This is a genomic window from Pseudomonas sp. EU05-FHT14B02 (assembly GCF_058791055.1).
The window spans coordinates 117631-143777 of record NZ_JBYTDD010000006.1 but is presented as its reverse complement, the minus strand read 5'-3'; the positions used below and the strand labels follow the sequence as shown (position 1 = coordinate 143777).

Here is a 26147-nt window from a genome sequence, read left to right as displayed (position 1 = left end):
GCCAGCGCAGTAGCTAGACCGCCAGATTTCGATACCGGTCTTGGCGAACTCTACTAGTTTTCGCGACCACTTTTCAGAAACTACGATTTCAGGTCACGACATGTTGGCGAAGCGGGCAGACTGATTGGCAAGCGCTTCTCGGCGCCAATCCGCTCGAGCAGAGCGCTCTCCTTGGTATGTTTGTCCCACTGGACCCGCGCGTTGTCTCTGCGCCATGGCCTGCCTCTTCAATTCCGTGGGCTGGTAGATTCAGCCATGACTGTCGCTGGTTTTTTATGACTTATCCCACCGGAGTATCGGAACTGCAAAAAGAATGCGAGGGTGGTTTCCTGGGCCACCCTCGCATCCGTTCACACGCGCAATGCTTCAGGCGCTGCCAAAAAAGACGTCGGTATTCAGAACATCAACCCCGACCAAGGTGATGGTCGTTGTTTGTCCGCCCGTCTCGGCAACCGTCACGACGCTGTCTGCACCGGTGTTGTTGATCGATTGGACAACGGCGTTCGGGTCGCCGTTGAGCACCAGCTTGTCCCGCATGCCCGGGCCCGCATCGAAGCCGGTGACCTGGTACAGGTTCTCATTGACTGACAGATCGATGTTGAACGCATCCTGCTCACCGCCCGTGCCAACCAGCGTGAAGTCGAAGGAAGCGTTGGCTGGGTCGTTGGCGAACAGGTTGGCGTCAAACGTACTCGTCGCCGAGTCCCCGTCCTTGTCCGTCAGCGTCGCGCTGAACGCCAGCTGGACATCGCTGGCCAGACTCTCGCTCTGCTGAATGAACTGGATCACCGGGATCTTGATATCGCCACGGCCCATCGTCAGCTGAACCGCGTCGATCAGTGTCGCGCCCGCCTTCTCGACGAGGAAGGACACCTGTCCGCCAGCCTCCGGCGTCAGGGTGTTCACCTCAATGCGGTCCGAAAATGTGCCATCCGCGTAGTAGATCCTGTAGTACAGGTCTTCGGTCGCGGTGTTGTAACCCGCCACGGAGTTGTCGATGAAGACCTTCATTGCTGTCAGCAGGCTCTCTGGGTTGATGACGAAGCTTTCATCGGCGGCGCTGATAGCCGCCAGGTTATCGCCCTGGAACACGTTGTTGGCGACGCCGATGCCGGCCGTGCTGACGTTCATGGCCGCCGGGTCGATGTACCCCGGCAGGGGGTTGGTCTGTAGCGCGGTTTCGGTGGGGTCGGGGGCTCCAAGCCCGATGCCGGTCAGGATGTCCGCGGTCGACGCCAGCGCCTTCGCGGAAAAGAACACGATCTCCTCGGATGTCGAAGGAATAGCCGGGTTACTCGTCTGTGGAATCAACAATGTGCGCACCGAATCCGGGCCACCGGCAGCGAGCGAGCCGTCGGCACTGCTGAGCACGATCGTCGAACTGAAGCCTTGCACCAGATCCAGTGCATAGCGACCATCGGCATAGGCGGTCAACGTGTAGTCGACGGTGGTATTCGCCGTTGCGGCGTTGTTGTCGAAATCACCGGTCAAGGTTCCCGCGAACTGGTACGCGCCATTGATATCCGGTGATGGCGACAGCTCGGTGAGCGTGCCGGTCCCGGTCGTGGTCGTGTTGTCTGGCCTGACGAGGGTGAACTGGTTATTGACCAAAGAGATATCCAGACCGGCCGCCCCGAGCCCGTCGGCTCCCGTCGCCATATTCCAGAACCCGGATTGCGCAAGGACGCTACCGGTCCCGATCAGGTTGCCGAAACTGAGGGCCGGCCCGTCGTCCTTGAACACCAGGTTCTGCCCGATGTTGAGGGTCGCCTGGGCACTGTCGCCGTCACCGTCGGTCTTGATCGCCGTCAGCGTCACCAGATTGTCCGAGGTCAACGACTTCGAATCATCGGGATTGCTTGGGTCGGCATGCACCACGGCGCGGAGCTGGTCGAGGGTGACGCTGCCATTGGCGGCCACGCTGACGGTGAACACCAGCAGATTACTCGTGGCCGTGCGGCCTTCCACCACGGTGCCGTTGAGCGACAGGTTCACCGCCTGGCCGGAGGCCGTGTCCGTCAGCCCGGAGGCACCCGCCACCACGCCCAGCGCATAGGTCAGGGTGCCGGCGCCATCGGCGCCAAACGCCGAGGTGAAGTTGGCGGCAAAGCTCTGGGTATCGTTGGTCGCCAGCACCGTTTCGTCCACGGTCAGAGTCGGTTCCACGCCGGTGGTGCTGATGCTTGGTCCATCGTCCTTGAACACCAGGTTCTGCCCGATGTTCAGCGTCGCCTGGGCGCTGTCGCCCTCCTTGTCGGTAATGGTCGCCGTCAGCGTCACCAGGCTGTCCGAGGTCAACGTCCTCGAATCATCCGGATTGCTGGTGTTGGCATGCACCACGGCGCGGAGCTGGTCGAGGGTGACATCACCATTGGCGGCCACGCTGACCGTGAACACCAGCAGGTTGCCGAGGGCCGTGCGACCTTCGACTACGGTGCCGTTGAGCGACAAGTTCACCGCCTCGCCGGTGGCCGTGTCGGTCAGCCCGGAGGCCCCGGCCACCACACCCAGCGCATAGGTCAGGGTGCCGGCGCCATCGGCGCCAAACGCCGAGGTGAAGTTGGCGGCAAAGCTCTGGGTGGCGTTGGTCGCCAGTACCGTTTCGTCCACGGTCAGCGTTGGTTCCACGCCGGTGGTATTGATGCTCGGTCCGTCGTCCTTGAACACCAGGTTCTGCCCGATGTTCAGCGTCGCCTGGGCGCTGTCGCCGTCCCCGTCGGTCTTGATCGCCGTCAGCGTCACCAGGTTGTCCGAGGTCAGGGTCGTCGAGTCATCCGGATTGGTGGCGTCGGGATGCACCACGGCGCGGAGCTGGTCGAGGGTGACGCTGCCATTGGCGGCCACGCTGACGGTGAACACCAGCAGATTACTCGTGGCCGTGCGGCCTTCGACCACGGTGCCGTTGAGCGACAGGTTAACCGCCTGGCCCGAGGCAGTGTCGATCAGCCCGGAAGAACCCGCCACCACACCCAGCGCATAGGTCAGGGTGCCGGCACCATCGGCGCCAAACGCCGAGGTGAAGTTGGCGGCAAAGCTCTGGGTATCGTTGGTCGCCAGCACCGTTTCGTCCACGGTCAGCGTTGGTTCCACGCCGGTGGTATTGATGCTCGGCCCGTCGTCCTTGAACACCAGGTTCTGTCCGATATTGAGGGTCGCCTGGGCGCTGTCGCCGTCCCCGTCGGTCTTGGTTGCCGTCAGCGTCACCAGGTTGTCCGAGGTCAGGGTCGTCGAGTCATCCGGATTGGTGGCGTCGGGATGCACCACGGCGCGGAGCTGGTCCAGCGTGACACTGCCATTGGCGGCCACGCTGACCGTGAACACCAGCAGGTTGCCGAGGGCCGTGCGGCCTTCGACCACGGTGCCGTTGAGCGACAGGTTCACCGCTTCACCGGAGGCCGTGTCGGTCAACCCGGAGGCCCCGGCCACCACGCCCAACGCATAGGTCAGGGTGCCGGCACCATCAGCGCCAAACGCCGAGGTGAAGTTGGCGGCAAAGCTCTGGGTGTCGTTGGTCGCCAGTACCGTCTCGTCCACCGTCAGCGTTGGTTCCACGCCGGTGGTATTGATGCTCGGTCCGTCGTCCTTGAACACCAGGTTCTGCCCGATGTTCAGCGTCGCCTGGGCGCTGTCGCCGTCCCCGTCGGTCTTGATCGCCGTCAGCGTCACCAGGTTGTCCGAGGTCAGGGTCGTCGAGTCATCCGGATTGGTGGCGTCGGGATGCACCACGGCGCGGATCTGGTCGAGGGTGACATCACCATTGGCGGCCACGCTGACCGTGAACACCAGCAGGTTGCCGAGGGCCGTGCGGCCTTCGACCACGGTGCCGTTGAGCGACAGGTTAACCGCCTGGCCCGAGGCAGTGTCGATCAGCCCGGAAGAACCCGCCACCACACCCAGCGCATAGGTCAGGGTGCCGGCACCATCGGCGCCAAACGCCGAGGTGAAGTTGGCGGCAAAGCTCTGGGTATCGTTGGTCGCCAGCACCGTTTCGTCCCCAGCGCATAGGTCAGGGTGCCGGCGCCATCGGCGCCAAACGCCGAGGTGAAGTTGGCGGTAAAGCTCTGGGTGTCGTTGGTCGCCAGCACTGTTTCGTCCACCGTCAGCGTCGGCTCCGTGCCGGTGGTGCTGATGCTCGGCCCGTCGTCGTCGAAGATCATCTTGGAGCCGATTTCGGTGGTCGAAATAGAGGCCTGGACCAGCGTGAAACCACCGATATCAAAATCGGCGTGCTCATTGCCCTTGGCTGTGACGGCCGCCCCGTTCTCGATGAGCACGCGGTTGTGATCCGCCGTCGTGGTGTATTCAATCTGGTAGCCGGCTTTAACGCCGGTGATGATTGCGACCCCTGCAGCAAAGCTGATGGTGATGGTGGGGTCATTCGCCGAGCCGTTTGAATTCTCGATCACCTGCCCGGTGCTGTTGAAGACGCGAACATTGGTGATGGCCACCGTCGCATCATTCGCATACCCATTGATGAAATTCACGCCAGGTTCAGCCGCGGTGCTGAATGCGCTGATTCTTACCACGGCACTCTTGCCGCTTTGCAGCTGCACAACGTCGAAACTGGCTGCTTTCGCATTGAAGACACCGGTAAAGTCGACGTTGGATTCAAGGTCGGCTTCGTTCTGATCCAGGTTGGGAACGGTCACGTTCTGCCTGGCACCCGTGACGAACGAAAAGCGGATGCCCTCTTGCTCCACAATCATCTGATTGTTGGTGCCGAAGGTGGTCGGCCCCCCCGCCTGGCTGGTATTGATCGTGTCGCCAGTCGTTATATTGGCGCCGCTTGACTGGTCTGCGGGGTCCTTGCCGGTGGCAATGATGGTGGGATCCGTGATCCGCAACACACCACCGACATCGACAACGTTCGGGTTCGCCTTCGTGAACATCAGGAACAGGTTCTGACCGGAGGGCGCATTGGCCAGGCTGAATTCCATGTCCTGGCTGGCGCCGATGAAAACCTTGTCCAGCAGATTGAGCGAATCATCGGCGTTCGTCATATCGGGATGTTTGAGCGGTTGGTACTCCACGGTCCAGATCTTGCCGCCCGTGACCGGCGAACCGGTTTCTTCAATGTAGGCAGCGAACACGATCGCGCCGGTTGCGCTTCCGGCTCGGCCCACGAGGATGTTGTTATTCGTATCCGTATAGAGAAGGATGCTGGTGCCATCGAGGGTATCCAGCCCGCTGTCCACCCCATTGAGCGGTGCACCGGAACTGCCGACGAAACTGACATCGGTAATGCTTGCTCCGGGGTCAGCGGTGATGGTGAAGGCATTGCTGCCGGTGTTGCCAACGGCACCGGTATAACCACTCAAGGCTGCACCCGTTGCGGTACCTGCCCCCAGTGCGGTCAAACGGGTGGCGAAGGTTGAAGGCAGGGACGCCACCAGAATATCGTTATCGTCAGCGTCCCCTGCTGGGGTTGGCGTGGCAGTGGCGTTCTGCAACCCGGCCGTTTCGTCCAGCGTTACGTCCTCGCCGGTCGCCACGACGCCCAAAACGCTGTCAGTAAAGGACGTAGTCGCCATGGCGTCGTCACCGGTGCCGACCACACCATCGGCGCCCCCAGAGGTCGCGGTGAGTAGAAACCTTGCGCCTGCCGAGTCGTCGGGATTCACGTACCACGAAGTGGTGACGCTGCCGTTGACTTGGCCGTCAAGATCGCCGGCGCCGCCGTCGGTCACGGACCAGGGCTCGTGTCCCTCGCCGGTGTTGGTATCGAGCACGTCGTCGGACGTACCCCACACATTATCCGCGCCGGCACCGATGGCGTGGTCCACTTCGAGCGTCACGGTGCTGCCGGAGGCGAAACCGCTGGCCGTTATGATGGCCGTGCTACCGGGGGCGTAGTCTTCAAGGTTGGTGGTGACGGTCGGGATGTAGGTGAAAGTCCAGTCGTGGCTGACGGGGGAAGGATGGTCACCGGCGTTACTGGCCAGATCACTCGTGGGCGATGAGGTTTTTTTGCGCATAGTCATGACTTTCTCCTGAGCGGGGTCCGGTCATCAGGGGTCGACCTTGGACCATTTTCGGTTCTATTGGTCACAACTATGAACATGCACCGCAGGCTGCACATCGACTGATACTCCTAGGCGGACTAGGAGTTTCAGGCTATTGGGAGGGGGAGGCGGGATGACGCGAATGAACCGAGCCGAACATTCCGTTTTTGAATGAGGACATGGCGCTGCTGTTCAAGGTCGCCGGGGCTTTAACCGCCAGCGCGTCGAACTGAGGCTGAACCTGCTCAGGCGGCCGGGTAGAAAGGCGACATGGATTTAACTGGTCGAAAAGGGCCTTTTTTGGCCGATAGCAGTCTGTTGAACACGCAGCCAGATTAAACAAGCACTCCAAAGCACCCCCAAGGAGCAGCCATTGGCAGTTCCTTGGGGATCTCCTTCGTCATTCAGATTATGCCAGGCATATAAAACTACCCTCAGGCCTGCGGAGCTCATCGAAATGAGCCTCGTAGGTGCTTATCGATGACAATTACTCCTCTGGAACCCCAGGGCGCTAAGCAGGACGCGGTGCTTCAACAGGCGGAGTTCCGTCGTGAAACATCGTCTTCAGTTGAGCACGCAGTTCTGGTGAGTCGGTGTGCTTGTGAACACTGACCGCATGCTGCGCGGCGGCCTCGAGCAGTTCGTTTTCAGAGTCTGCGGACAGTGCAATTGAGCAGTGGGAATCGCTCGGAAACTCGCGGCAGTCGATGTATTTACGCGCCATGAATGTTTTCCTCCCTACGACGAAGGCAGGCCGTGGCCTGCGTGGACGATCGCTCGACGCGTCCCTCATGCATCAAACACGACTGCATACCACATCGAGTGTGCTGATCATTAAATTATAGGCCCCCCGATGTCAGGGTACTTGTGCCAGACATGGAAAACGGTCGCGCGGAAACAGGGGGCAGATCACGACGGCTCGGCATTTATCTGAAATTGCTGCGCATCGAAGAAAACCACTCAGCCGTGTGGCAGCGTCTTCTGCCACCTACGTTGAAAATCTGCCCTGGCTGGATTGCGCTGAACGCTACGTGCCCATACTTTCCATTACATGGCCCCGCCGTACTGGCAGACCGCCGGTTATGGCGTGGATTTTCCATTTGATAACTACGAGCGTATGGCTGATTTCATGCGTCGCTGTAAGGGCAGGGTGATGGTCAGTATCAATGACCACCCGGATGTTCACCGCGCATGCGATCATCCGAATCTCGTATTGGACTGCAAAAAGAATGCGAGGGTGGTTTCCTGGGCCACCCTCGCATCCGTTCACACGCGCAATGCTTCAGGCGCTGCCAAAAAAGACGTCGGTATTCAGAACATCAACCCCGACCAAGGTGATGGTCGTTGTTTGTCCGCCCGTCTCGGCAACCGTCACGACGCTGTCTGCACCGGTATTATCGATCGATTGGACAACGGCGTTCGGGTCGCCGTTGAGCACCAGCTTGTCCCGCATGCCCGGGCCCGCATCGAAGCCGGTGACCTGGTACAGGTTCTCATTGACTGACAGATCGATGTTGAACGCATCCTGCTCTCCGATCGTGCCAACCAGCGTGAAGTCGAAGGGGGCGTTGGCCGGGTCGTTGGCGAACAGGTTGGCGTCAAACGTACTCGTCGCCGAGTCCCCGTCCTTGTCCGTCAGCGTCGCGCTGAACGCCAGCTGGACATCGCTGGCCAGACTCTCGCTCTCCTGAATGAACTGGATCACCGGGATCTTGATATCGCCACGACCCATCGTCAGCTGAACCGCGTCGATCAGTGTCGCGCCCGCCTTCTCGACGAGGAAGGACACCTGTCCGCCAGCCTCCGGCGTCAGGGTGTTCACCTCGATGCGGTCCGAAAACGTGCCATCCGCGTAGTAGATCCTGTAGTACAGGTCTTCGGTCGCGGTGTTGTAACCCGCCACGGAGTTGTCGATGAAGACCTTCATTGCTGTCAGCAGGCTCTCTGGGTTGATGACGAAGCTTTCATCGGCGGCGCTGATACCCACCAGGTTATCGCCCTGGAACACGTTGTTGGCGACGCCGATGCCGGCCGTGCTGACGTTCATGGCCGCCGGGTCGATGTACCCCGGCAGGGGGTTGGTCTGTAGCGCGGCTTCGGTGGGGTCGGGTGCTCCAAGTCCGATGCCGGTCAGGATGTCCGCGGTCGACGCCAGCGCCTTCGCGGAAAAGAACACGATCTCCTCGGATGTCGAAGGAATAGCCGGGTTACTCGTCTGTGGAATCAACAATGTGCGCACCGGATCCGGGCCGCCGGCAGCAAGCGAGCCGTCGGCACTGCTGAGCACGATCGTCGAACTGAAGCCTTGCACCAGATCCAGTGCATAGCGACCATCGGCATAGGCGGTCAACGTGTAGTCGACGGTGGTATTCGCCGTTGCGGCGTTGTTGTCGAAATCACCGGTCAAGGTTCCCGCGAACTGGTACGCGCCATTGATATCCGGTGATGGCGACAGCTCGGTGAGCGTGCCGGTCCCGGTCGTGGTCGTGTTGTCTGGCCTGACGAGGGTGAACTGGTTATTGACCAAAGAGATATCCAGACCGGCCGCCCCGAGCCCGTCGGCTCCCGTCGCCATATTCCAGAACCCGGATTGCGCAAGGACGCTACCGGTCCCGATCAGGTTGCCGAAACTGAGAGCCGGCCCGTCGTCCTTGAACACCAGGTTCTGCCCGATGTTCAGCGTCGCCTGGGCACTGTCGCCGTCACCGTCGGTCTTGATCGCCGTCAGCGTCACCAGATTGTCCGAGGTCAACGACTTCGAATCATCGGGATTGCTTGGGTCGGCATGCACCACGGCGCGGAGCTGGTCGAGGGTGACGCTGCCATTGGCGGCCACGCTGACGGTGAACACCAGCAGGTTGCCGAGGGCCGTGCGGCCTTCGACCACGGTGCCGTTGAGCGACAGGTTCACCGCCTGGCCGGAGGCAGTGTCGATCAGCCCGGAAGCACCCGCCACCACACCCAGCGCATAGGTCAGGGTGCCGGCACCATCAGCGCCAAACGCCGAGGTGAAGTTGGCGGCAAAGCTCTGGGTATCGTTGGTCGCCAGCACCGTTTCGTCCACGGTCAGCGTTGGTTCCACGCCAGTGGTATTGATGCTCGGTCCGTCGTCCTTGAACACCAGGTTCTGCCCGATGTTGAGGGTCGCCTGGGCGCTGTCGCCCTCCTTGTCGGTAATGGTTGCGGTCAGCGTCACCAGGTTGTCCGAGGTCAGGGTCGTCGAGTCGTCGGGATTGGTGGCATCGGGATGCACCACGGCGCGGAGCTGGTCGAGGGTGACATCACCGTTGGCGGCCACGCTGACGGTGAACACCAGCAGGTTGCCGAGGGCCGTGCGACCTTCGACTACGGTGCCGTTGAGCGACAAGTTCACCGCCTCGCCGGAGGCCGTGTCCGTGAGCCCGGAGGCCCCGGCCACCACGCCCAGCGCATAGCTCAGGGTACCGGCGCCATCGGCGCCAAACGCCGAATTGAAGTTGGCGGCAAAGCTCTGGGTGTCGTTGGTCGCCAGCACCGTTTCGTCCACGGTCAGCGTCGGTTCCACGCCGGTGGTATTGATGCTCGGTCCGTCGTCCTTGAACACCAGGTTCTGCCCGATGTTGAGGGTCGCCTGGGCGCTGTCGCCGTCCCCGTCGGTCTTGGTTGCCGTCAGCGTCACCAGGTTGTCCGAGGTCAGGGTCGTCGAGTCATCCGGATTGGTGGCGTCGGGATGCACCACGGCGCGGATCTGGTCGAGGGTGACATCACCATTGGCGGCCACGCTGACCGTGAACACCAGCAGGTTGCCGAGGGCCGTGCGGCCTTCGACCACGGTGCCGTTGAGCGACAGGTTAACCGCCTCACCGGAGGCCGTGTCCGTGAGCCCGGAGGCCCCGGCCACCACGCCCAGCGCATAGGTCAGGGTGCCGGCGCCATCGGCGCCAAACGCCGAGTTGAAGTTGGCGGCAAAGCTCTGGGTGTCGTTGGTCGCGAGCACCGTTTCGTCCACGGTCAGCGTCGGCTCCGTGCCAGTGGTGTTGATGCTCGGCCCGTCGTCGTCGAAGATCATCTTGGAGCCGATTTCGGTGGTCGTAACAGAGGCCTGGACCAGCGTGAAACCACCGATGTCAAAGTCGGCGTGGTCATTGCCCTTGGCAGTGACGGCCGCCCCGTTCTCGATAAGCACGCGGTTGTGATCCGCTGTAGTGGTGTATTCAATCTGGTAGCCGGCTTTAATGCCGGTGATGGTTGCGACCCCTCCAGCGAAGCTGATGGTAATGGCCGGATCATTCACCGATCCGTCTGAATTCTCGATTACCAGCCCGGTGCTATTGTTGATCACGCGAACATTGGTGATGGCCACCGTCGCATCATTCGCATATCCATTGATGAAATTCACGCCAGGTTCAGCCGCGGTGCTGAATGCGCTGACTTTTACGATAGCGCTTTTGCCGCTTTGCAATTGCACAACGTCGAAACTGGCCGACTTCGTGTTGTAGACGTCGGTAAAGTCGACGTTGGATTCAAGGTCGGCCTCGTTCTGATCCAGGTTGGGAACGGTCACATTCTGCCTGGCACCCGTGACGAACGAAAAGCGTATGCCCTCTTGCTCCACAATCATCTGATTGTTGGTGCCGAAGGTGGTCGGGCCACCCGCCTGGCTGGTATTGATCGTGTCGCCAGTGTTTATGTTGACGCCGCTTGACTGGTCTGCGGGGTCCTTGCCGGTGGCAATGATGGTGGGATCCGTGATCCGCAACACACCGCCGTCATCGACAACGTTCGGGTTCGCCTTCGTGAACATCAGGAACAGGTTCTGACCGGAGGGCGCATTGGCCAGGCTGAACACCAGGTCCTCACTGGCGCCGATGAAAACCTTGTCCAGCAGATTGAGCGAGTCATCGGCGTTCGTCATATCGGGATGTTTGAGCGGTTGGTACTCCACGGTCCAGATCTTGCCGCCCGTGACCGGCGAACCGGTTTCTTCAATGTAGGCAGCGAATACGATCGCACCGGCCGGGCCCCCGGCTCGACCCAGAACGATGTTGTTGTCGTTCGTATCGGTATAGAGAAGGATGCTGGTGCCATCGAGGGTATCCAGCCCACTGTCCACCCCATCGAGCGGTGCGCCGGAACTGTCGGTGAAGCTGATATCGGTAATGCTCGCTCCGGGTGCGGCGGTGATGGTGAAGGCATCGCTGCCCGTGTTGCCCTCGGCACCGGTATAACCACTCAAGGCCGCGCCCGTTGCAGTACCTGCCCCCAGTCCGGCCAAACGGTTAGCGAATGTCGTGGGCAGGGACGCCACCAGAATGTCGTTGTCGTCGGCGTCCCCCGCAGGGGTTGGCGTGGCGGTGGCGTTCTGCAATCCGGCCGTTTCATCCAGGGTCACGTCCTCGCCGGTCGCCACGACGCCCAAAGCGCTGGCTGTAACCGACGTTGTCACCAATGACTCGTTGAGGTCAGTGGTGAGGGGCTGGGTGAATAGAGCGATCTGATCGTTCGTTGACGATGAGTTTTTTTTCTGAGTAGCCATGACTTTCTCCAAAGCAATTGCAGTCACCAAGGCCGGACCGCGGGCCTTTTTCTGGTACATGCCACAACTATGGATAAACGCCGGGCGATATACATTGGCCGATACTCCCAGGCGGGATAGGAGATTCAGACTACTGGGAAGGGGAGACGGAATGACGCGAAGGAACGGAGCCGAATGTTCCGCTTGTGAATGAGGGTATGGCGCGGGTGTTCAAGGTTGCCGGGGCTTTAACCTCCAGCGTGTCGAACTGAGGCTAATGTAGAGGGGCCTCATCGCTAAACGTTGCCGCCACATCATGGGCAACCCGAAGCGTGAACTCCAGGATGGCGGCATTCAGGGCGGGTAGGGCGAGCTGATTCGGGTTGATCTTGTAACGCAGGCATCGCTCTGGGTGCTCCGGCCTGAAGGTTCGCTGTTTTTGTAATTCACATCACTCAATGCTCATGGGCATGCGAATGGATGGAAAGGGCACCAGGTACCTTGGTGCGCTCGAGCCCCCCACGTTCCAGCCACCGAAGGGTCTGCTCATAGGCACGCTGCAGCAAAGACTCGGTCTGGTCGAAGTTGAACACCGAGACATCCACCGGGCACAAGGGCGGGACGATGTGCAGACTGGTGACAGTGCGAAAGTGTTCGATGTCGCTCACCAGTTGGCGCATGCTCATCAGATTGACGGTGTGCAGGGCCAAGGCGACCAGTCCTCGGGGAGGTTGCGTCAGGTCGCAACTCACTCCGGTGGGGATTACCACGACGTTGGTGGCTCCCAAGGCTACGGCAGTCGAAATAGGTGTATTGCTTGCCACGCCGCCATCAACCAGAAACTGATCGGCGATTTGTACGCAGGGGAACACCAGCGGAATGGCAGCGCTGGCCAGTAGCGCCTGCTCTAGTTCGCCACTGGACAGAACCGTCTCGGCACCATTGAGCAGGTTGGTGGTGACGATGTATAGGGGCAGCACTGCATCCTCAATGCGGTGAATGGGCAGTGCCTGACCCAGCAGCCGATTCAAGGCCGACGGTTGCAACAGATAGCCACGCCGTTTGATCAATCCTCTACAGGTATCGAACCAAGAGAGGGGGAAAATGTCAGTTTTACTCAGCCCGCGCCAGAATCCGGCGAGCGCCTCGACGCCATCGGAGTCGGGTCTTGCGGCAAAGTAGGCACCGTTGATAGCGCCTACCGAAGCACCAATCACCATGTCAAATCGAACATTGGCTTCGACCAGGGCCCGCAACATCCCCACCTGCACCGCCCCCAAACTGCCACCGCCAGCGAATACGATTGCGGTTTTGTTCGTCATGGCGGAAGTCTCTGTGCGGAAATGTATCGAATGAGTGTAGCTGGCGGGTCGGCATGACTTCCGGTAGCCCGCCATATGCATTCAGTGCGCGACCTATGAAGCGGCGCTCGCCTCATTGGTAGAATTCAAATAGCAGGCCATCTCCCGTTCGACAACGTCGATCTCATTTAGCCCCCAGTTTGTAAGGGGCGCGGAAAGTTTGCCGGTCGACGCAAAACTCGCCGCCAGCAGACGGGTCATCAGCGTCTTTGCCAAGTCCAGTTGCTCCTGAAGCTCCTGAACCGCGTTATCCGCCTTGTCCAGGCGCTGTCGCAGGGCATCGCGCATGGCAGTGATCTGTCCGATACTGGCCATCGTTTCATGTGGGTCGACCATCAATGCCGCTTTTTCTTCCAAAGATTTATCAATCATCAATGTGCTCGTTCGCTCAGGTTCAAGGTCAGGCACGCGCAGGCCTTGCCTTATCGATATCGGCACGAGAGTTTATTCCTATAGTTTTCTATCGCACTGCTGCGCAAGGCGCCGACCAACGGCAGCGTAACCCATCAGTATTAAATCAGCCTGCGACAGGCGAAGACTGACCCGATGCGGGGAGTCCTTCTCAATTTTCGAGACTCTCGGTATGGCTGACAGCTACCTGCCGCCCGCGCTCCAGGTTGACGCCGGCCAGGATCAGCAGGCCGACAACGAAATAGCTGCCGGTAATCAACATCGCCAGGCGGTGATCGCCTCCGGACAGCCAACTGGTCAGGCCGTAAGTCATGGGGCCGAGGATTGACGACAGTTTGACCGCCAGCCCCCAGAGGCCGAAGAACTCCGCCAACCGCGTTGGCGGCGCGAGCAGACCGACTATCGCACGTCCGGCCGATTGGCTGGCGCCCATGCACAGACCGGCGAGGTTGGCCGCCAGCCAGAACAGCCCGGGGCCGCGCGCGACCCAGACCAGACCGACCATGCCGAGCCAGCCCAGCAGGGTCAGCGCCAGCGTGGTGCGATGGCCGAGGCGATCCTGCAGCCAACCGAACAGCACGGCACCGATGGAGGCCGTGATATTCACCACGAAGATCAGCAGCAGCGTGTCTTGGGTACTGAAGCCCATGACCTGATTGGCATAGATCGCAGCCAGGGTGATCACCGCCGAGATTCCGGCCTGGTAGCAGACGGTGCAGGCAAGGAAGCGCAGCAGGTCACGATAGCGGTCGGCTTCACGCAGCGTCTGCGCGAAGCGCGCTAGCACCGCTTGCGGGATAGGCCTGTCGCTGCTTCCTGTCTGCGGCAGGCTGCGTTCACGCAAGAACAGGAAGGTCGGTACGCTGGCCAACGCGAACAAGGCCGCAGTGATCAGCATGCACACCGGCACGAACTGCGCCGCCGTCTGGCCTTGCGCCTGGGCCCAGCTGACGAAGGCCAGGCAGGCGCCCAGGCTGACCAAACCGCCAATATAACCCAACCCCCAGCCCCAGCCGGACACCTTGCCCAAGGCATCTGCACGGGCGAGCTGGGGCAGGAAGGCGGCAATCAGGTTCTCGCCGCTGCCAAAGCAGTAGTTGGATAGCACGATGAACAGAATCGCAACGCCGAGATCCCCCGGCCCGGCCAACGCCAGTCCAGCGGTAAAGGTGACGCAACCGATCGTGCTGAACAGCAGCAGGCGTTTCTTGCAGGCGAATGCGTCGGCGTAGGCACCGATCAGCGGAGCGGTCAGGATGATCAGGGCGTAAGAGAGGGATATGGCGCTGGTCCAGGCCAGCGTACCCCAGGCTTCGCCCTTGGCGACCACGGCGACAAAGTAGGCGTTGAACACGGCAGTGATCACCACGGTCGTGTAGCCGGAGTTGGCGAAATCGAACATCGCCCAAGCCCAGATTTCTCGGCGTGTCACTCCGGGGGCAAGGCTGGCTGGCATGGCAGATCTCTCTGCAGGGGCTGCGTTCTTCAGAAGCCTAGCCTCGGCTCACCCATCGTGCGAGCGCTGCAGCTGATGATGGCATTCCCAGTCGCCTCCGTAGGCGCATAATGGCAATTGGCAAGGATCTACACACAGTGTTCTGTCATGAGGGGCTGCCGATGCCTCGTCCGCCTCCGGAAACCCGTGCGGTTCCCCGTTCCGATGGGGACGCGGAAAAATTGCTCGAAATTGTCCGGCGCACCGTGGTCGAGCTGCGCCCGCAAGCGGCAGAAGGGTTGCAAGTCACCTTGCACAGCGTGCTGGATCGGGATCTGGGCGTAGACAGCCTGACTCGAGTCGAGCTCTGGTCACGTATCGAGCACGAATTCGGTGTGCGCTTACCAGAAAACCTGTTCGCCTCGGCAGACACCCCCACCGACATACTGCGCGTGCTGCACAGCAGGCATGGCGCCGAGGCCGTACGCCCGTTGCCCTCCAGCAACATCAGCGAGACCCTGATAGCAACGGGGCAGACGCCAGACGCCGCGCGGACCTTGATCGAGGTACTGGACTGGCATGTGCGCCAGCAGCCCCAGCATCTCCACGTGCGCCTGCTAGGTGAAAGTGACCAGCAGGAAGATATCAGCTATGGCGCCTTGCACCAGGGGGCCTTGGCCGTTGCCGCAGGGCTGCAACGCAGTGGCTTGCACGCCGGTCAAACCGTGGCCCTGATGCTGCCCACAGGCCGCGACTTTCTCCAGGTTTTTTTCGGCATCCTGTTGGCCGGTGGTGTGCCGGTGCCCATCTACCCACCGCTGCGCCTGTCGCAGATAGAGGATCATCTGCGCCGCCAGGCCGGCATTCTGCGCAACGCCGAGGCCAAAGTGCTGATTACCGTGACGCAAGCGAAGCTGCTTGCCCGGTTGCTTCAGCCGCAGGTCCCGAGCCTGACCCGCATCACCAGCGTGGCCGATTTGATGGAGGAAGGGGGCGAATGCATCACACCACCGCGGCAATCGGATGACATCGCCTTCCTGCAGTACACCTCGGGCAGTACTGGCCAGCCCAAGGGTGTGATGGTCAGCCACGTCAATCTGTTGGCCAATCTGCGCGCCATGGGGAGGGCTCTGAAGGTGGGACCGCAAGACGTGTTCGTCAGCTGGCTGCCCATGTACCACGATATGGGATTGATCGGTGCCTGGCTGGGCAGCCTGTATTACGGCTACAGCCTGGTGCTGATGTCGCCGCTGGCTTTCCTGGCACGGCCGGCGCGTTGGCTATGGGCCATCGACCGCTTCCGCGGCACGATGTCGGCGGCGCCCAACTTCGCCTACGAACTGTGTCTGAACAAACTCGCTGACGACGATCTCGAGGGGCTGGACCTGAGCAGTTGGCGCCTGGCCTTCAACGGTGCCGAACCGGTCAGCCCGCAGACCTTGCAGCACTTCGCAGAACGTTTCGTTCGCTACGGCTTGGCCCCTACCGCGTTGGCGCCGGTCTATGGGTTGGCCGAGGCTACGCTGGGCGTGGCTTTTCCTCCCCTGGGCCGAGGGCCGCTGATCGACCGGGTACAGCGCGATGCGTTCCAGGCCCGTGGAAATGCACTGCCCGCCGAATCGGATGCCAGCGCAACGCTGCGCTTCGTCTCCAGCGGTCGACCACTGCCGGGCCATCAGATTCGTATCGTCGATGGCAGCGGAATCGAACTGCCCGAACGCAGCGAAGGGCACCTGCAATTTCGCGGGCCTTCTACCTCGGCAGGCTACTATCGCAACCCCGAAGAGACCCGCCGGGTGCTGCACGATGGCTGGTTCGACTCGCTCGACTTCGCCTACATGGCCGGCGGTGAGGTCTACCTGACCGGCCGCGCCAAGGACTTGATCATCCGTGCCGGGCGCAACATCTACCCCTACGATATCGAAGCAGCGGTCGGCAACCTGCCCGGGCTGCGCAAAGGCTGCATCGCGGTGTTCGGCAGTCCGGAGCCGGCCACCGGCACCGAGCGCCTGGTGGTGTTGGCGGAAACCTGCGAGAAGGACGCTGCTGCGCGGCAACAACTGCAGCAGGAGGTCAACCGTATCGTGTTCGACCTCACCGGTGTGGCGCCCGACGATATCGTTCTGGCGCCACCGCATAGCGTACTGAAAACCTCCAGCGGAAAGCTTCGCCGTGCTGCCAGTCGTGAACTGTATGAGCGCGGCGAAGTGGGGCGGCCGCACCTGGCCGTTTGGCGCCAGCTGTTGCGCCTGGTGTTGCAGGCCTTGCGCGGGCATTTCGGTCGCAGCTGGCAGGCCTGCCGCACCGCGTTGTATGCCACCTACATCTGGCTGCTGTTCTGGCTGGTCACACCGCTGACCTGGCTGGTCGTTGCGATCCTGCCGAGCCAGCGTTGGTGTCGCAGCTTTACCCGTGCGGCCTCCCGGCTGTTTCTGCGCCTGGCGGGTGTTCCGTTCAGTGTCACGGGACTCGAGCGCCTGCCTTCCTCCTCGGTGAGCGTGCTGGCCGCAAACCATGCCAGCTACCTCGATGGTGTCATTCTCAGCGCGGCCCTACCGCCGCAGTTCAGCTTCGTTGCCAAGCGCGAATTGGCTGACCAGTGGATCGCCGGCCGGTTCCTGCGCAAGCTCGGCGCCCGCTTTGTCGAACGCTTCGACCTGCAGCGCAGCGCCGCAGACACCGAGCCCCTGGCCGAGGCGCTACGGGCTGGCCAGCCCCTGGTGTTCTTCCCCGAGGGAACCTTCACCCGCGAGCCAGGATTGCGAACGTTCCACATGGGTGCCTTCGTGCTCGCTGCGCGTGTCGGCGTGCCGCTGCTGCCGGTCGCAATTTGCGGCACGCGCGAGGTGCTGCGCGACGGTCAGTGGTACCCTCGCCACGGTGCAATCCACGTCAACGTCTGTCCCCCGCTGTTGGCAGAAGGGCCGGGCTGGATGGAGGCAATAAAGCTGCGGGATGCGACGATAGCAGTGCTGCTAGAGCACCTGGATGAATCGGAACGAGCCCAGTGCGCAGGTTAGGCGACTACCTTGCTGCCATCATTGTTCCAGAGCCGTTTATAGAGTGGGCACACGTCAAATCTAAACTGGATTCTTATCCACTACTGAACAAGTCTGATATCGACATCCACTGTGAGTGCTCGCTTTTGGCTGTGGATTCAACCGGTCATAGCCATAAGTCGCGGGAGTCAACCCCATAAAAATGCCTGCTCAGCTCAAGTGCAATCAGGTAGGGGTAAGGGGACTGATTTATTTTTTACTCCGAATATCGGGTCGATTTCAGCCGGTCAAGGAAGACAGAAGTCGGCCAGAAGCAGCCTCTGACCACCGTGGAGAGCTTGCTTTCACCACGGTGGACTTAGCTCCCTTGGGATTTAACTAAATGTTATTCGTAACTGATAATTCCGAGTTGCTTTGCCATGAACAGTTCGTTCCGTTCAACGATCTCTTCGATCACTTTACCCTCTTTGTTAAACCGGAAGTACGTCAGGGCCGTCCACGTCAAGCTCTTGCCTTCTACGTTAAAGCCGTGCCATGTATTCGAACCGGTTGCACAATGTGTCAACGCGACTACAACAACGTCATCTGTAACAACTTCTTTGCTGAACGTAGTTTTAATTGTCTTATATCGCTCGAGAACATTTGCGCTCAAGGCTCGTTTGAAGTTCTCCAAACCACCTATCGGAGCATCGCAGTCCGGTCGATGCACGACCACATCGACATCGAAATACTCTGAAACTCGCTCAACATCCTTACCATCCACACAGTACTTAAAGTAATTCTTCACCGTGTCTAGATTTTTTACGCTCATACAACATTTACCTCTCTCATATTGATAACAAGCAATAAATTCAACAGTTTTTATAAAGGCCGAGCCACTCAAAAGGAGTCGTATCCGAGAGACTTACATCGATACGAACAAGACCTTTTGCACACTTTGCAAGTGTTTAATTGGAGCAGCCCAGCGCGTCAGGCACATTCTAGGAGGGGTTATGGTATTCGTAAATCTAGAATATATTAGACATGCTATCGGTTAATGGAATACCACATGAGTCTGGAACGGTTGGAAAAATGGGCGACAGTCAGGCATTTCCGCTTGGCAATTGCATTGTTTGAATACGGCAGTGTCTTGCACGCCGCACGCTCGCTGAACCTCTCACAGCCCACGGCGAGCAAGCTATTACAGGATCTGGAGGAGGCTGTAGGGGCTCAGCTCTACACTCGGAATCGCAGAGGGGTTACGCCTACAGAGCTTGGTCGGGACTTTGTGCAGCGCAGCCGGATGATCCTTGCCCAACTGGATCATGTATCCCAAGCAATCGACGCTCTCGGAAAGGGGCATGCCGGGCGTGTTGCCATAGGAAGCGTGTTAACAGGGTCAAGTTATCTTGTCCCTTCCGCCATCGCGCGACTGTGGGCAAGCCGACCAAGCATCCGCATCAAAATCGTCGACGGTGTAAGCAGCGAACTGATACCTCGGCTCATCTCGGGCGAATTGGATTTTTTGATTGGGAGACTTTCCGATGTCAGCTCAAGCGTCGTTGTCGCTCAGGAGGCGCTTTTTAGCGAAAACGCCATCATCGTTGCGCGTCGGGACCACCCTCTTGCTCAGCAACCAGGGGTTAAACTGGAAGAACTTGCGCGAGAAGCATGGATTCTGCCTCCAATAGAAACTACTTTACGGAAGCAGTTCGATAATATTTTTTATCGAAAGGACATCAATCCACCACATGCAACTATAGAAACAGCATCATTCTTTAATATACTTTGGTTATTAAAACAGACTGATCTTCTTGGAATATTACCGCAGTCAGTTATTTCTGACCCCGCACACAGTCAGGAGCTAATTCGCCTCCCGGCTTTCGAACCTCTAATTCTGGAACAAATCGGTGTTTCCCGACTGGCAGACTCTACATTGTCACCTGCCGCTTCCGCTTTGTTGGACGCACTAAGAGAGGTTATGCACAGCATCCCAAAAATGAAGGAATACCTTCTGTGAGAGAAGGGGTTCAAATTGTTGCAATAGCCCATCGTATGGATGGACAGTCTTGAGAGCAGGCAGCAATCGGCCATTAGCAGTCGGTCGCAGGTGTTCACTAAATCAGGGACGACTCAATCACTAATGCCCAGAGGTGGCCCAGGCAAATCGAGAGTCACTTTGTCTGATTCGACGGATACAGACCGGCAAGCCGTGCTATCACAACGCCAACGTAAAAGACGCCTGAAAATTCTTCGACCATCACAAGCGAGCGGGCGTGGTTGGTCAATGGGATAACATCACCGTAACCGGTGGTCGTGAGCGTCGTGAGGCTAAAATAGATTAGTTTGAAGAAGGTGCCGGGCTGTACGAAGTCAAGGTGGCTAGGGCCGAATGAGCCAGCGCTGGATATCTCGACCAGGGCATAGACGAAGGACCAAACGAAGGCCAGCATGATGTAACCCGCAAGTGCGCCATGCAGCTTGTCGGCTGTAATTGGCCCGCGCTTGAGAATATAGCGAAGCACTCCGATGAACGAGACTGCAAGGGACACCACATAAAATATCCCGGCAAGGACAAGAATCGCGGTACTTTCAGCCCACAACGCCGCCCATTGAAGGCCAACCCCAAGCAACGCCAGGCCTAGTTTGAGGATGAACCCCTGCCGAGTCTGCCTAGTGGCGAAAGCGCCCACGAGCAGCACGATTGAAAACAGAATGCCGAGTAATGTGCGAGCAAATATACCTTCCTCAAGAAAGGGAAACAGGAGGATCAATCCTAGTAAGAGCAGCAATAGATAGGTGCAGGGCCCTCGCCCTATTACCATCTGACCTAAATCTTCGTCGGATTCAGCTTTTTCTTGCGGATTTGTCATACCGGTTTCCCATAGACCGAAATAATGCTCGAGACCTGACGTTGCACGGTTGAAATCTGACCTGGCGTTAGAAGAGTCGGCAGTGAAATTCTAGTCGCGAATGCATGTAAGAGGATTCAGCCTGACAGATAGCTATGGGGCGGATGCAGCCCTTCACGACAGTCAGAAAGCGGCCAATAGCTGCCTGCTGGAACCGGCTGAAATCGACCCGAAGCAGTCTTCGCTAATGATTGACCTCATAAGCCTGGACAGCCGTTCGTGCAAGTCCGGCGGCATGATGGGTCAGCCCGAAAAGAAGTACTCGCCTTTGATTTTCCTGGGGTTGACGAAGACGAAGTCTGGAAAGATTTTTCCTCGGACGTACCAAACAAAAGCCAGGATAGCGATACTTATAGCTAATGCGATAGCGGTTGTTGCCGGACTCGATGTAAACCCCGCAAGCGATCTTGGGAATTGGGGAAGCGAAAGGAGTATGTACGCGTTGTAGGCGCCGACGCGATGGTTGTAAAAGCCCCATACCAAAAACAAGGGAATCAAGGTCATTGAAACACCCATAACCCATTTGGCCGTTGGCCCCATCCTGGCGCCGATGTCCAATCCCAGAATGAATGCAATCAAAGCCTGGGCGAGCATTATCGTGATGAGAATATTGACTTTTCGATCGTGCTCGTCACAACGAATTGGATCTGCATACGAGGCTATAAAGTAGGCAAGTTGACTGTCTTTTACACCCCTCCCGGAGAGTTGTGAAAATACTTCCGACTTTGCAGTGCCGGCGGCGAGTAGTTCGCGAGCTTTTTGCTTAACTTCTTTCTTGCTCAAAGTTGAATGTGAAATGCTTTCTCCTTGCGTCAATTTGACAGATTTCTTAGCAGGAAACACCAGGACAGCTACGGCCCCGATAAAGGCTAGTGTGCCCAAGAAAACGCCGAGGTAAAAACTCCCACCTAGTGAGTAAGTACCTGGCTTCACTCTACCTGGCTTTGCAGGGTCGACAAGAATTTCGATCACTTTTCCTTCCCTGAATGATGCAACTGATCTTTCGACCGACTCCAGGCTGGTTCTGCAGGGCCGCTGCGATATTTCGAGCGGATAAGTGTAATGCTGTCCGTTCAACTCAAAGGTCACGTTAACCAGAGGGCAATAGGTCATACCCTTACTGCGCATCTCCTCAGAAATGGAGACAGTGGCGACAGTAGCATTCAACTTCTGCCAAGTCTTCGTCTCGTCCACCTCCTTGTACGAGGAAAGAGACACGAGAAGACAGAGCAAGCCAAAGGAAAATAAAACAACGAACAGGGCCGTCCTTAGCAAGAGCAAGAAGGTCTTCATAAGGCTCCTTGGCCAACGTGAAATGGAGGTCAGTTGGGATATGACACCTTGGCAGCAAGTCCCCCTGCGCGCGGTGTAATGATGCACTGAGGTTAGTCCGTAGATACTCAAATGCAATGCAACTTGCCGCGCTTCCGCTCCTGGCCGGTTTTTGCCTGTCACAGAGGCTGAATTCGACCTAAAGCAACCCTCAGATAGCGGCCTATCTAAGCTCAGACTTTCAACAGAGTATCCGTGATTGTTCCTGAAAAAATCGTCTCCACCGGCCCGGTGAGAAAGACCGGTCCCACGCCATCCCATTGAACCGTTACAGCTCCGCCATCACATTCAACCTCAACGCAATTGTCTAACAAGCCACGACGAATTCCATTAACGGCGGCGCCACAAGAGCAGGAACCTGAACCCAGCGGAATACCCCCTCCGCGCTCCCAAATACGCAACCGAACATGCTTTCGGTCAGTGATCTGGACGAAATGCACGTTCGTCCTCAGGGGAAACAAGGGGTTGGTTTCAATTGCTGGTCCAATCGTCGCTATGTCAACGCCTGTCAGGTCACCCACAAAGTAGGTGCAGTGCGGATTTCCCATGCTGCAAGCTGTTGGCTCACCGGCAAGTGGCAACACTGAAGTATCCATTTCAAGAGCCAGAGGAATATCCGACCAGCTGAAAAGCGGCTTTCCCATATTGACGGAAATGGCGCCGGTTGAAGTGCGTTCGCAAGTCAGCAGGCCACGGTTGGTTCGCAGTACTACCGAATCCATATTGGATTCGCGCATCAGCATATCTGCCGCCCCCCGCGTTGCACTGCCGCAAGCGTCCAGCGATGAGCCATCTGCATTCCAAAAGACCAAGCGCGCATCTGCATCATCGCAATCGAGCATCACCGCGAGTTGATTGAAGCCGACTCCTCGGTTGCGATCTCCCATTTTCCGAGCCAAATTGCTTGTGATTGGATTGCGTGAGTTTCGCGAGTCCACGATAACGAAATCATCGCCATTGGCGTGCATTTTATGAAAACTCAGCGGCATAAATAGACCTGGCGACTAGACATGATGAGTTTAGCTTTTAAAGCGATCTATCCCGATTCGCATGACTTTAGCAAGCTGTGTAGAAGCTCATGAGGCAAATAGGTTTGGTAGACGGGACCATTGTTGTGTTTGATTCGTCACCGGCTGCTAATGGCCGACTGCTGCCTGTCGCGAAGAGCCGAAAACGACTCAGTCCTATGTCTAACCCTTTATCTCAGGAGCTGCCATGCCTCGTTTTGCTGCCAACCTCAGCATGCTCTACCCGGAACATGAGTTTCTGGATCGCTTCGCCGCCGCTGCCTCTGACGGTTTCGAAGCGGTGGAGTATTTGTTTCCCTACGAGTACAGCGCTGAAGAACTCAAGCAACGCTTGAGCGACAATGGCCTGGTGCAGGCACTGATCAACGCGCCGCCCGGTGATTGGGCGAAGGGCGAGCGGGGTACCGTGTCGCTGCCGGGGCGGTTGAGTGAATTTCGTAACGGTTTTGATCGTGCCCTGGATTACGCCAGCGTATTGGGCAACTCACGCATCCATGTCATGGCCGGGCTGTTGCCGTCGGAAAATGATCGCCCACGTCATCACGGTGTGTACCTGGAGAACCTCGCCTACGCCACCGCCCGGGCGGCCAAGGCAGGCGTCACCGTGTTGCTCGAACCGATCAATACGCGAGACATGCCAGGCTACTTCCTCAACCGGCAGGATCAGGCCCAGGCCATCTGCAAGGAAGTGGGCGCCAGCAACCTGAAGGTTCAGTTCGACTGTTACCACTGCCAAATCGTCGAGGGCGACCTGGCGACTAAACTGAGTCGCGACTTTGATAATATCGGCCATATCCAGATAGCGGGCGTGCCGGATCGGCATGAACCGGACTTGGGGGAAGTCAATTATCCCTACCTGTTCGAGCTGATCGACCAATTGGGTTATGACGGCTGGGTAGGGTGCGAATATCGGCCACGAGGCAATACGTCTGCCGGCTTGCAGTGGTTGCGTGACTGGAAAGCGAGCCAGGCTCTATAGCGGAGGGCGGGCCTGCGACTTCCAGCTCAACAAGCTAACAGCGCAAGACTTGCTCGAAAGCCGCCAACGCCTGGAGCAATCGCTCCAGACCTCACGTATCGAGAGCAAGGCGTTGTACAACCATACCAGGCGCAACCGCAACTCGAGTCCTGGCGCAAGCAGCTGATCTTCCTGGGTCGGGCCGATGCCGGCGTTGATGTGCGCCTGCTGACCAACTCACTGGAAGCCACCGATTTGCCAGCGGTGCATGGCAGCTATGCACCGTATCGCAACGCCCACGTGTGAGCACTCAATCAGAGCGCAGAGCTCAGGGCTTGTGTCAGGCCGCCGTGCAATAGGGACTTACAAAGAAGCCTCTCGATAAGGGTGACGCGATCAAGTTGGATGTCTTCTGACGTTTTTGTCTGCACCTGCATGACTCAGGCGCCTTGCAGTAATCGGAGGGTACCCTATGCCCTTATTTTTGAGGGTAATGAATGAAACAAGGACAGGTTCTGCTGTTGGCTTTGTTGATGCTGTTTGTAACGGGGTGCACGACTACGCCGCCAAAAGACCAAGGCAATCTCTGCAGTATTTACCGTGAGTATCCCGACTGGTATGAGGACTCGCTGCAAATGGAGAGTGAATATGGGACGCCTCTGCATGTGGCCATGGCGATCATGAAGCAGGAAAGCAGTTACGTGGCGGACGCATTGCCGCCTCGTGACTACCTGCTCTGGGTGATCCCCTGGGGGCGAGTCAGTTCGGCTTACGGTTATGCGCAGGCTCAAGACCCGGTGTGGGGTGAGTACAAGGACAGTACAGGCAACGGTGGTTCGCGTGACAGTTTTGACGACGCGATCATGTTTATCGGTTGGTACACCACCGGCACCCAACGCCAACTCGGAATCTCCAAATGGGACACCTACAATCAGTACCTGGCCTATCACGAGGGGCATGGGGGCTTTAGCCGCAATACCTATCGCAGTAAACCTTGGCTGATGCAGGTTGCCCAGAAAGTGCAAAAGCAGTCAGAGATTTACAACGCTCAACTTAAAGTGTGTCGCCAAGAGTTGGAAGATGATCGTAGCGGGTGGTTTTAACGCATTTACGAAAAAAACCCCGCATCTCCTGGGGGAAGATGCGGGGAAAAGTAATACACATGGTGAGGAAGGTCGGCCTCCTCGAAAACAGACTGGCTGTATTCGAAGCGTCCGTTAAAGGTGTCACCTGTAAACCTCACCTTGGCCAACGCCCCCTCGGTGCATATTTAAAGTCGAGGGAGAGGGGCGAGCGAAATCAATAATTATCAAAGACAGATTAATAAATATGGATATGACGTCGTGCATAGCTTCTCGGTGATGGCGTCGAGAGCTCAAGCCAGTTCCAAAAGAAGTCTGGCGGTACTGATAGGCAAGGGGTGAGGTGCATTGATCCGGCCTTCCAATTTGATCACGAACGCCAAGGCCTCTGCGTAGCTGCGAAACTCAACGCACCACGCGTTCATCCATACATTCCAGCCTTCCGGTTTGCTCGCCTTCTCGATTTTTATCAGCATCCTGGAATCCCTCCATGTGGTGGTTTAGCCTGGTCTCGAACCGGGGAAAACCGAAGTGCGGTGTGTGAATGTTTGTCTGCGTGGCCTGGGTGACAACGCGGGACAAAACAGTAAATCTGCTCAGGAAAGTCAGCCTCTGCAAATGCGGTTTTGATGGCAGTCGAAGCTTTCGTCAAAAACGTCACCTGCAGGCCCTACCATGGCTAACCCTCCTATTGGCACATTTAAAGCCGATAGAGGGGAGTGTTTGGAAATTAATAATTATCAAAAATGGATTTACGGCGGCGGGGGGATTCAGACGTTGGAACCGTGTTTGCGTTCGATTGGGCATATTCTGAACCAAGGGCTTGCAAGCGAAAGCGGATGCGAGCCCTTGGTTTTTTCTTTTCCGTTATTTCTATCCTGATCGTGATTACCTGATGTTTTTCAGGACGTCGGGTCTGCCTTGCGGCGATCGCTGCCGGCCGGGTTGCCGGTATCGATCAGCCTTCTTTCCAGCAGTACGTTTTCCAGTGCCTGGCGGTCTGACGGGTTCATTTGATGTTCTCGCTCCTTGAGTTCCAACAGAATTGGGGTCGACCACTGGCGGTAGGTTTGTTCAGCGCTACGATTGAGTGACATGGGTTCCTCCTTAATCAGGCTCCTGCCAATAAAGGCGCCGCACTTCGATACGCCAAA

16 protein-coding genes and 3 pseudogenes are annotated in these 26147 nt (G+C 58.3%); 6 read left to right on the top strand and 13 right to left on the bottom strand.

Translation table 11 applies throughout. The annotated features are described in order from the left end of the window. Positions 1–366: 366 nt before the first annotated feature. The 3 genes and pseudogenes from AC3WTM_RS08385 to AC3WTM_RS08375 all read right to left on the bottom strand — a co-directional run. A pseudogene (locus tag AC3WTM_RS08385) lies at positions 367–3966 on the bottom strand (DUF5801 repeats-in-toxin domain-containing protein); the annotation flags it as partial. After that, positions 3906–5531 carry a DUF5801 repeats-in-toxin domain-containing protein gene (locus AC3WTM_RS08380; protein WP_371918647.1) on the bottom strand — a complete coding sequence of 542 codons (1626 nt, stop codon included), beginning with the start codon at positions 5529–5531 and terminating at the stop codon, positions 3906–3908. The pseudogene AC3WTM_RS08385 and the gene AC3WTM_RS08380, both read right to left, overlap by 61 nt. A 982-nt stretch (positions 5532–6513) precedes the next feature. Continuing rightward, positions 6514–6726 (bottom strand): DUF1059 domain-containing protein, encoded by a 213-nt coding sequence (locus AC3WTM_RS08375; protein ID WP_008001113.1) that lies wholly within the window; start codon positions 6724–6726, stop codon positions 6514–6516. A gap of 197 nt (positions 6727–6923) precedes the next feature. Here AC3WTM_RS08375 and AC3WTM_RS08370 point away from each other — a divergent pair. After that, positions 6924–7200: pseudogene (locus AC3WTM_RS08370) on the top strand (DNA adenine methylase); the annotation flags it as partial. 84 nt (positions 7201–7284) lie between these two features. Here the strand turns inward: AC3WTM_RS08370 and AC3WTM_RS08365 are convergent. The 4 genes from AC3WTM_RS08365 to AC3WTM_RS08350 form a co-directional block, all read right to left on the bottom strand. Continuing rightward, complete coding sequence (locus AC3WTM_RS08365) at positions 7285–11517, bottom strand: DUF5801 repeats-in-toxin domain-containing protein (protein WP_492587599.1); 4233 nt, start codon at positions 11515–11517, stop codon at positions 7285–7287. 434 nt (positions 11518–11951) lie between these two features. Next, positions 11952–12818, bottom strand: coding sequence for a patatin-like phospholipase family protein (locus AC3WTM_RS08360; RefSeq protein ID WP_102670459.1), 867 nt, complete (start codon positions 12816–12818; stop codon positions 11952–11954). Between the two features lie 93 nt (positions 12819–12911). Continuing rightward, positions 12912–13229, bottom strand: coding sequence for a hypothetical protein (locus AC3WTM_RS08355; protein ID WP_102670458.1), 318 nt, complete (start codon positions 13227–13229; stop codon positions 12912–12914). 190 nt (positions 13230–13419) lie between these two features. Further along, positions 13420–14724, bottom strand: coding sequence for an MFS transporter (locus AC3WTM_RS08350; RefSeq protein ID WP_102670457.1), 1305 nt, complete (start codon positions 14722–14724; stop codon positions 13420–13422). 161 nt (positions 14725–14885) lie between these two features. On the opposite strand from AC3WTM_RS08350, the gene AC3WTM_RS08345 reads away from it, so the two are divergent. After that, positions 14886–17723, top strand: coding sequence for an AMP-binding protein (locus tag AC3WTM_RS08345; RefSeq protein ID WP_256586026.1), 2838 nt, complete (start codon positions 14886–14888; stop codon positions 17721–17723). A gap of 364 nt (positions 17724–18087) precedes the next feature. Here AC3WTM_RS08345 and AC3WTM_RS08340 read toward each other — a convergent pair whose 3' ends face one another. Further along, entirely contained in the window at positions 18088–18513 is a 426-nt protein-coding gene (locus AC3WTM_RS08340; RefSeq protein WP_102670456.1) for an ester cyclase, read from the bottom strand. A 237-nt stretch (positions 18514–18750) separates the two neighbouring features. Here AC3WTM_RS08340 and AC3WTM_RS08335 point away from each other — a divergent pair, with 237 nt between their 5' ends. After that, on the top strand, positions 18751–19701 hold the full coding sequence (locus AC3WTM_RS08335; RefSeq protein ID WP_158247446.1) for a LysR family transcriptional regulator: 951 nt from the start codon (positions 18751–18753) through the stop codon (positions 19699–19701). A 154-nt stretch (positions 19702–19855) separates the two neighbouring features. Here the strand turns inward: AC3WTM_RS08335 and AC3WTM_RS08330 are convergent, their stop codons facing one another. The 3 genes from AC3WTM_RS08330 to dapF form a co-directional block, all read right to left on the bottom strand. Beyond that, positions 19856–20554: an ion channel gene (locus AC3WTM_RS08330; protein WP_102670454.1), complete on the bottom strand. Its 699-nt coding sequence runs from the start codon at positions 20552–20554 to the stop codon at positions 19856–19858. Between the two features lie 282 nt (positions 20555–20836). Continuing rightward, positions 20837–21886, bottom strand: coding sequence for a DUF3592 domain-containing protein (locus AC3WTM_RS08325; RefSeq protein ID WP_102670453.1), 1050 nt, complete (start codon positions 21884–21886; stop codon positions 20837–20839). Between the two features lie 212 nt (positions 21887–22098). Beyond that, on the bottom strand, positions 22099–22914 hold the full coding sequence (gene dapF, locus AC3WTM_RS08320) for a diaminopimelate epimerase (RefSeq protein WP_102670452.1): 816 nt from the start codon (positions 22912–22914) through the stop codon (positions 22099–22101). A 226-nt stretch (positions 22915–23140) separates the two neighbouring features. On the opposite strand from dapF, the gene otnI reads away from it, so the two are divergent. The 3 genes and pseudogenes from otnI to AC3WTM_RS08305 all read left to right on the top strand — a co-directional run bounded on the left by otnI (position 23141) and on the right by AC3WTM_RS08305 (position 25014). Further along, positions 23141–23932, top strand: coding sequence for a 2-oxo-tetronate isomerase (gene otnI, locus AC3WTM_RS08315; protein ID WP_102670451.1), 792 nt, complete (start codon positions 23141–23143; stop codon positions 23930–23932). A gap of 174 nt (positions 23933–24106) precedes the next feature. Beyond that, positions 24107–24208, top strand: a pseudogene (locus AC3WTM_RS08310) (hypothetical protein); the annotation flags it as partial. A gap of 200 nt (positions 24209–24408) precedes the next feature. Further along, positions 24409–25014: a transglycosylase SLT domain-containing protein gene (locus AC3WTM_RS08305; RefSeq protein ID WP_102670450.1), complete on the top strand. Its 606-nt coding sequence runs from the start codon at positions 24409–24411 to the stop codon at positions 25012–25014. A gap of 272 nt (positions 25015–25286) precedes the next feature. Here AC3WTM_RS08305 and AC3WTM_RS08300 read toward each other — a convergent pair whose 3' ends face one another. Together AC3WTM_RS08300 and AC3WTM_RS08295 are read right to left on the bottom strand one after the other, a co-directional pair. After that, positions 25287–25469 carry a hypothetical protein gene (locus AC3WTM_RS08300; protein WP_102670449.1) on the bottom strand — a complete coding sequence of 61 codons (183 nt, stop codon included), beginning with the start codon at positions 25467–25469 and terminating at the stop codon, positions 25287–25289. 426 nt (positions 25470–25895) lie between these two features. After that, the gene (locus AC3WTM_RS08295) at positions 25896–26090 is read right to left on the bottom strand and encodes a hypothetical protein (protein WP_090455493.1); all 195 of its coding nucleotides are present in this window, start codon (positions 26088–26090) and stop codon (positions 25896–25898) included. Between the last annotated feature and the right edge of the window lie 57 nt (positions 26091–26147).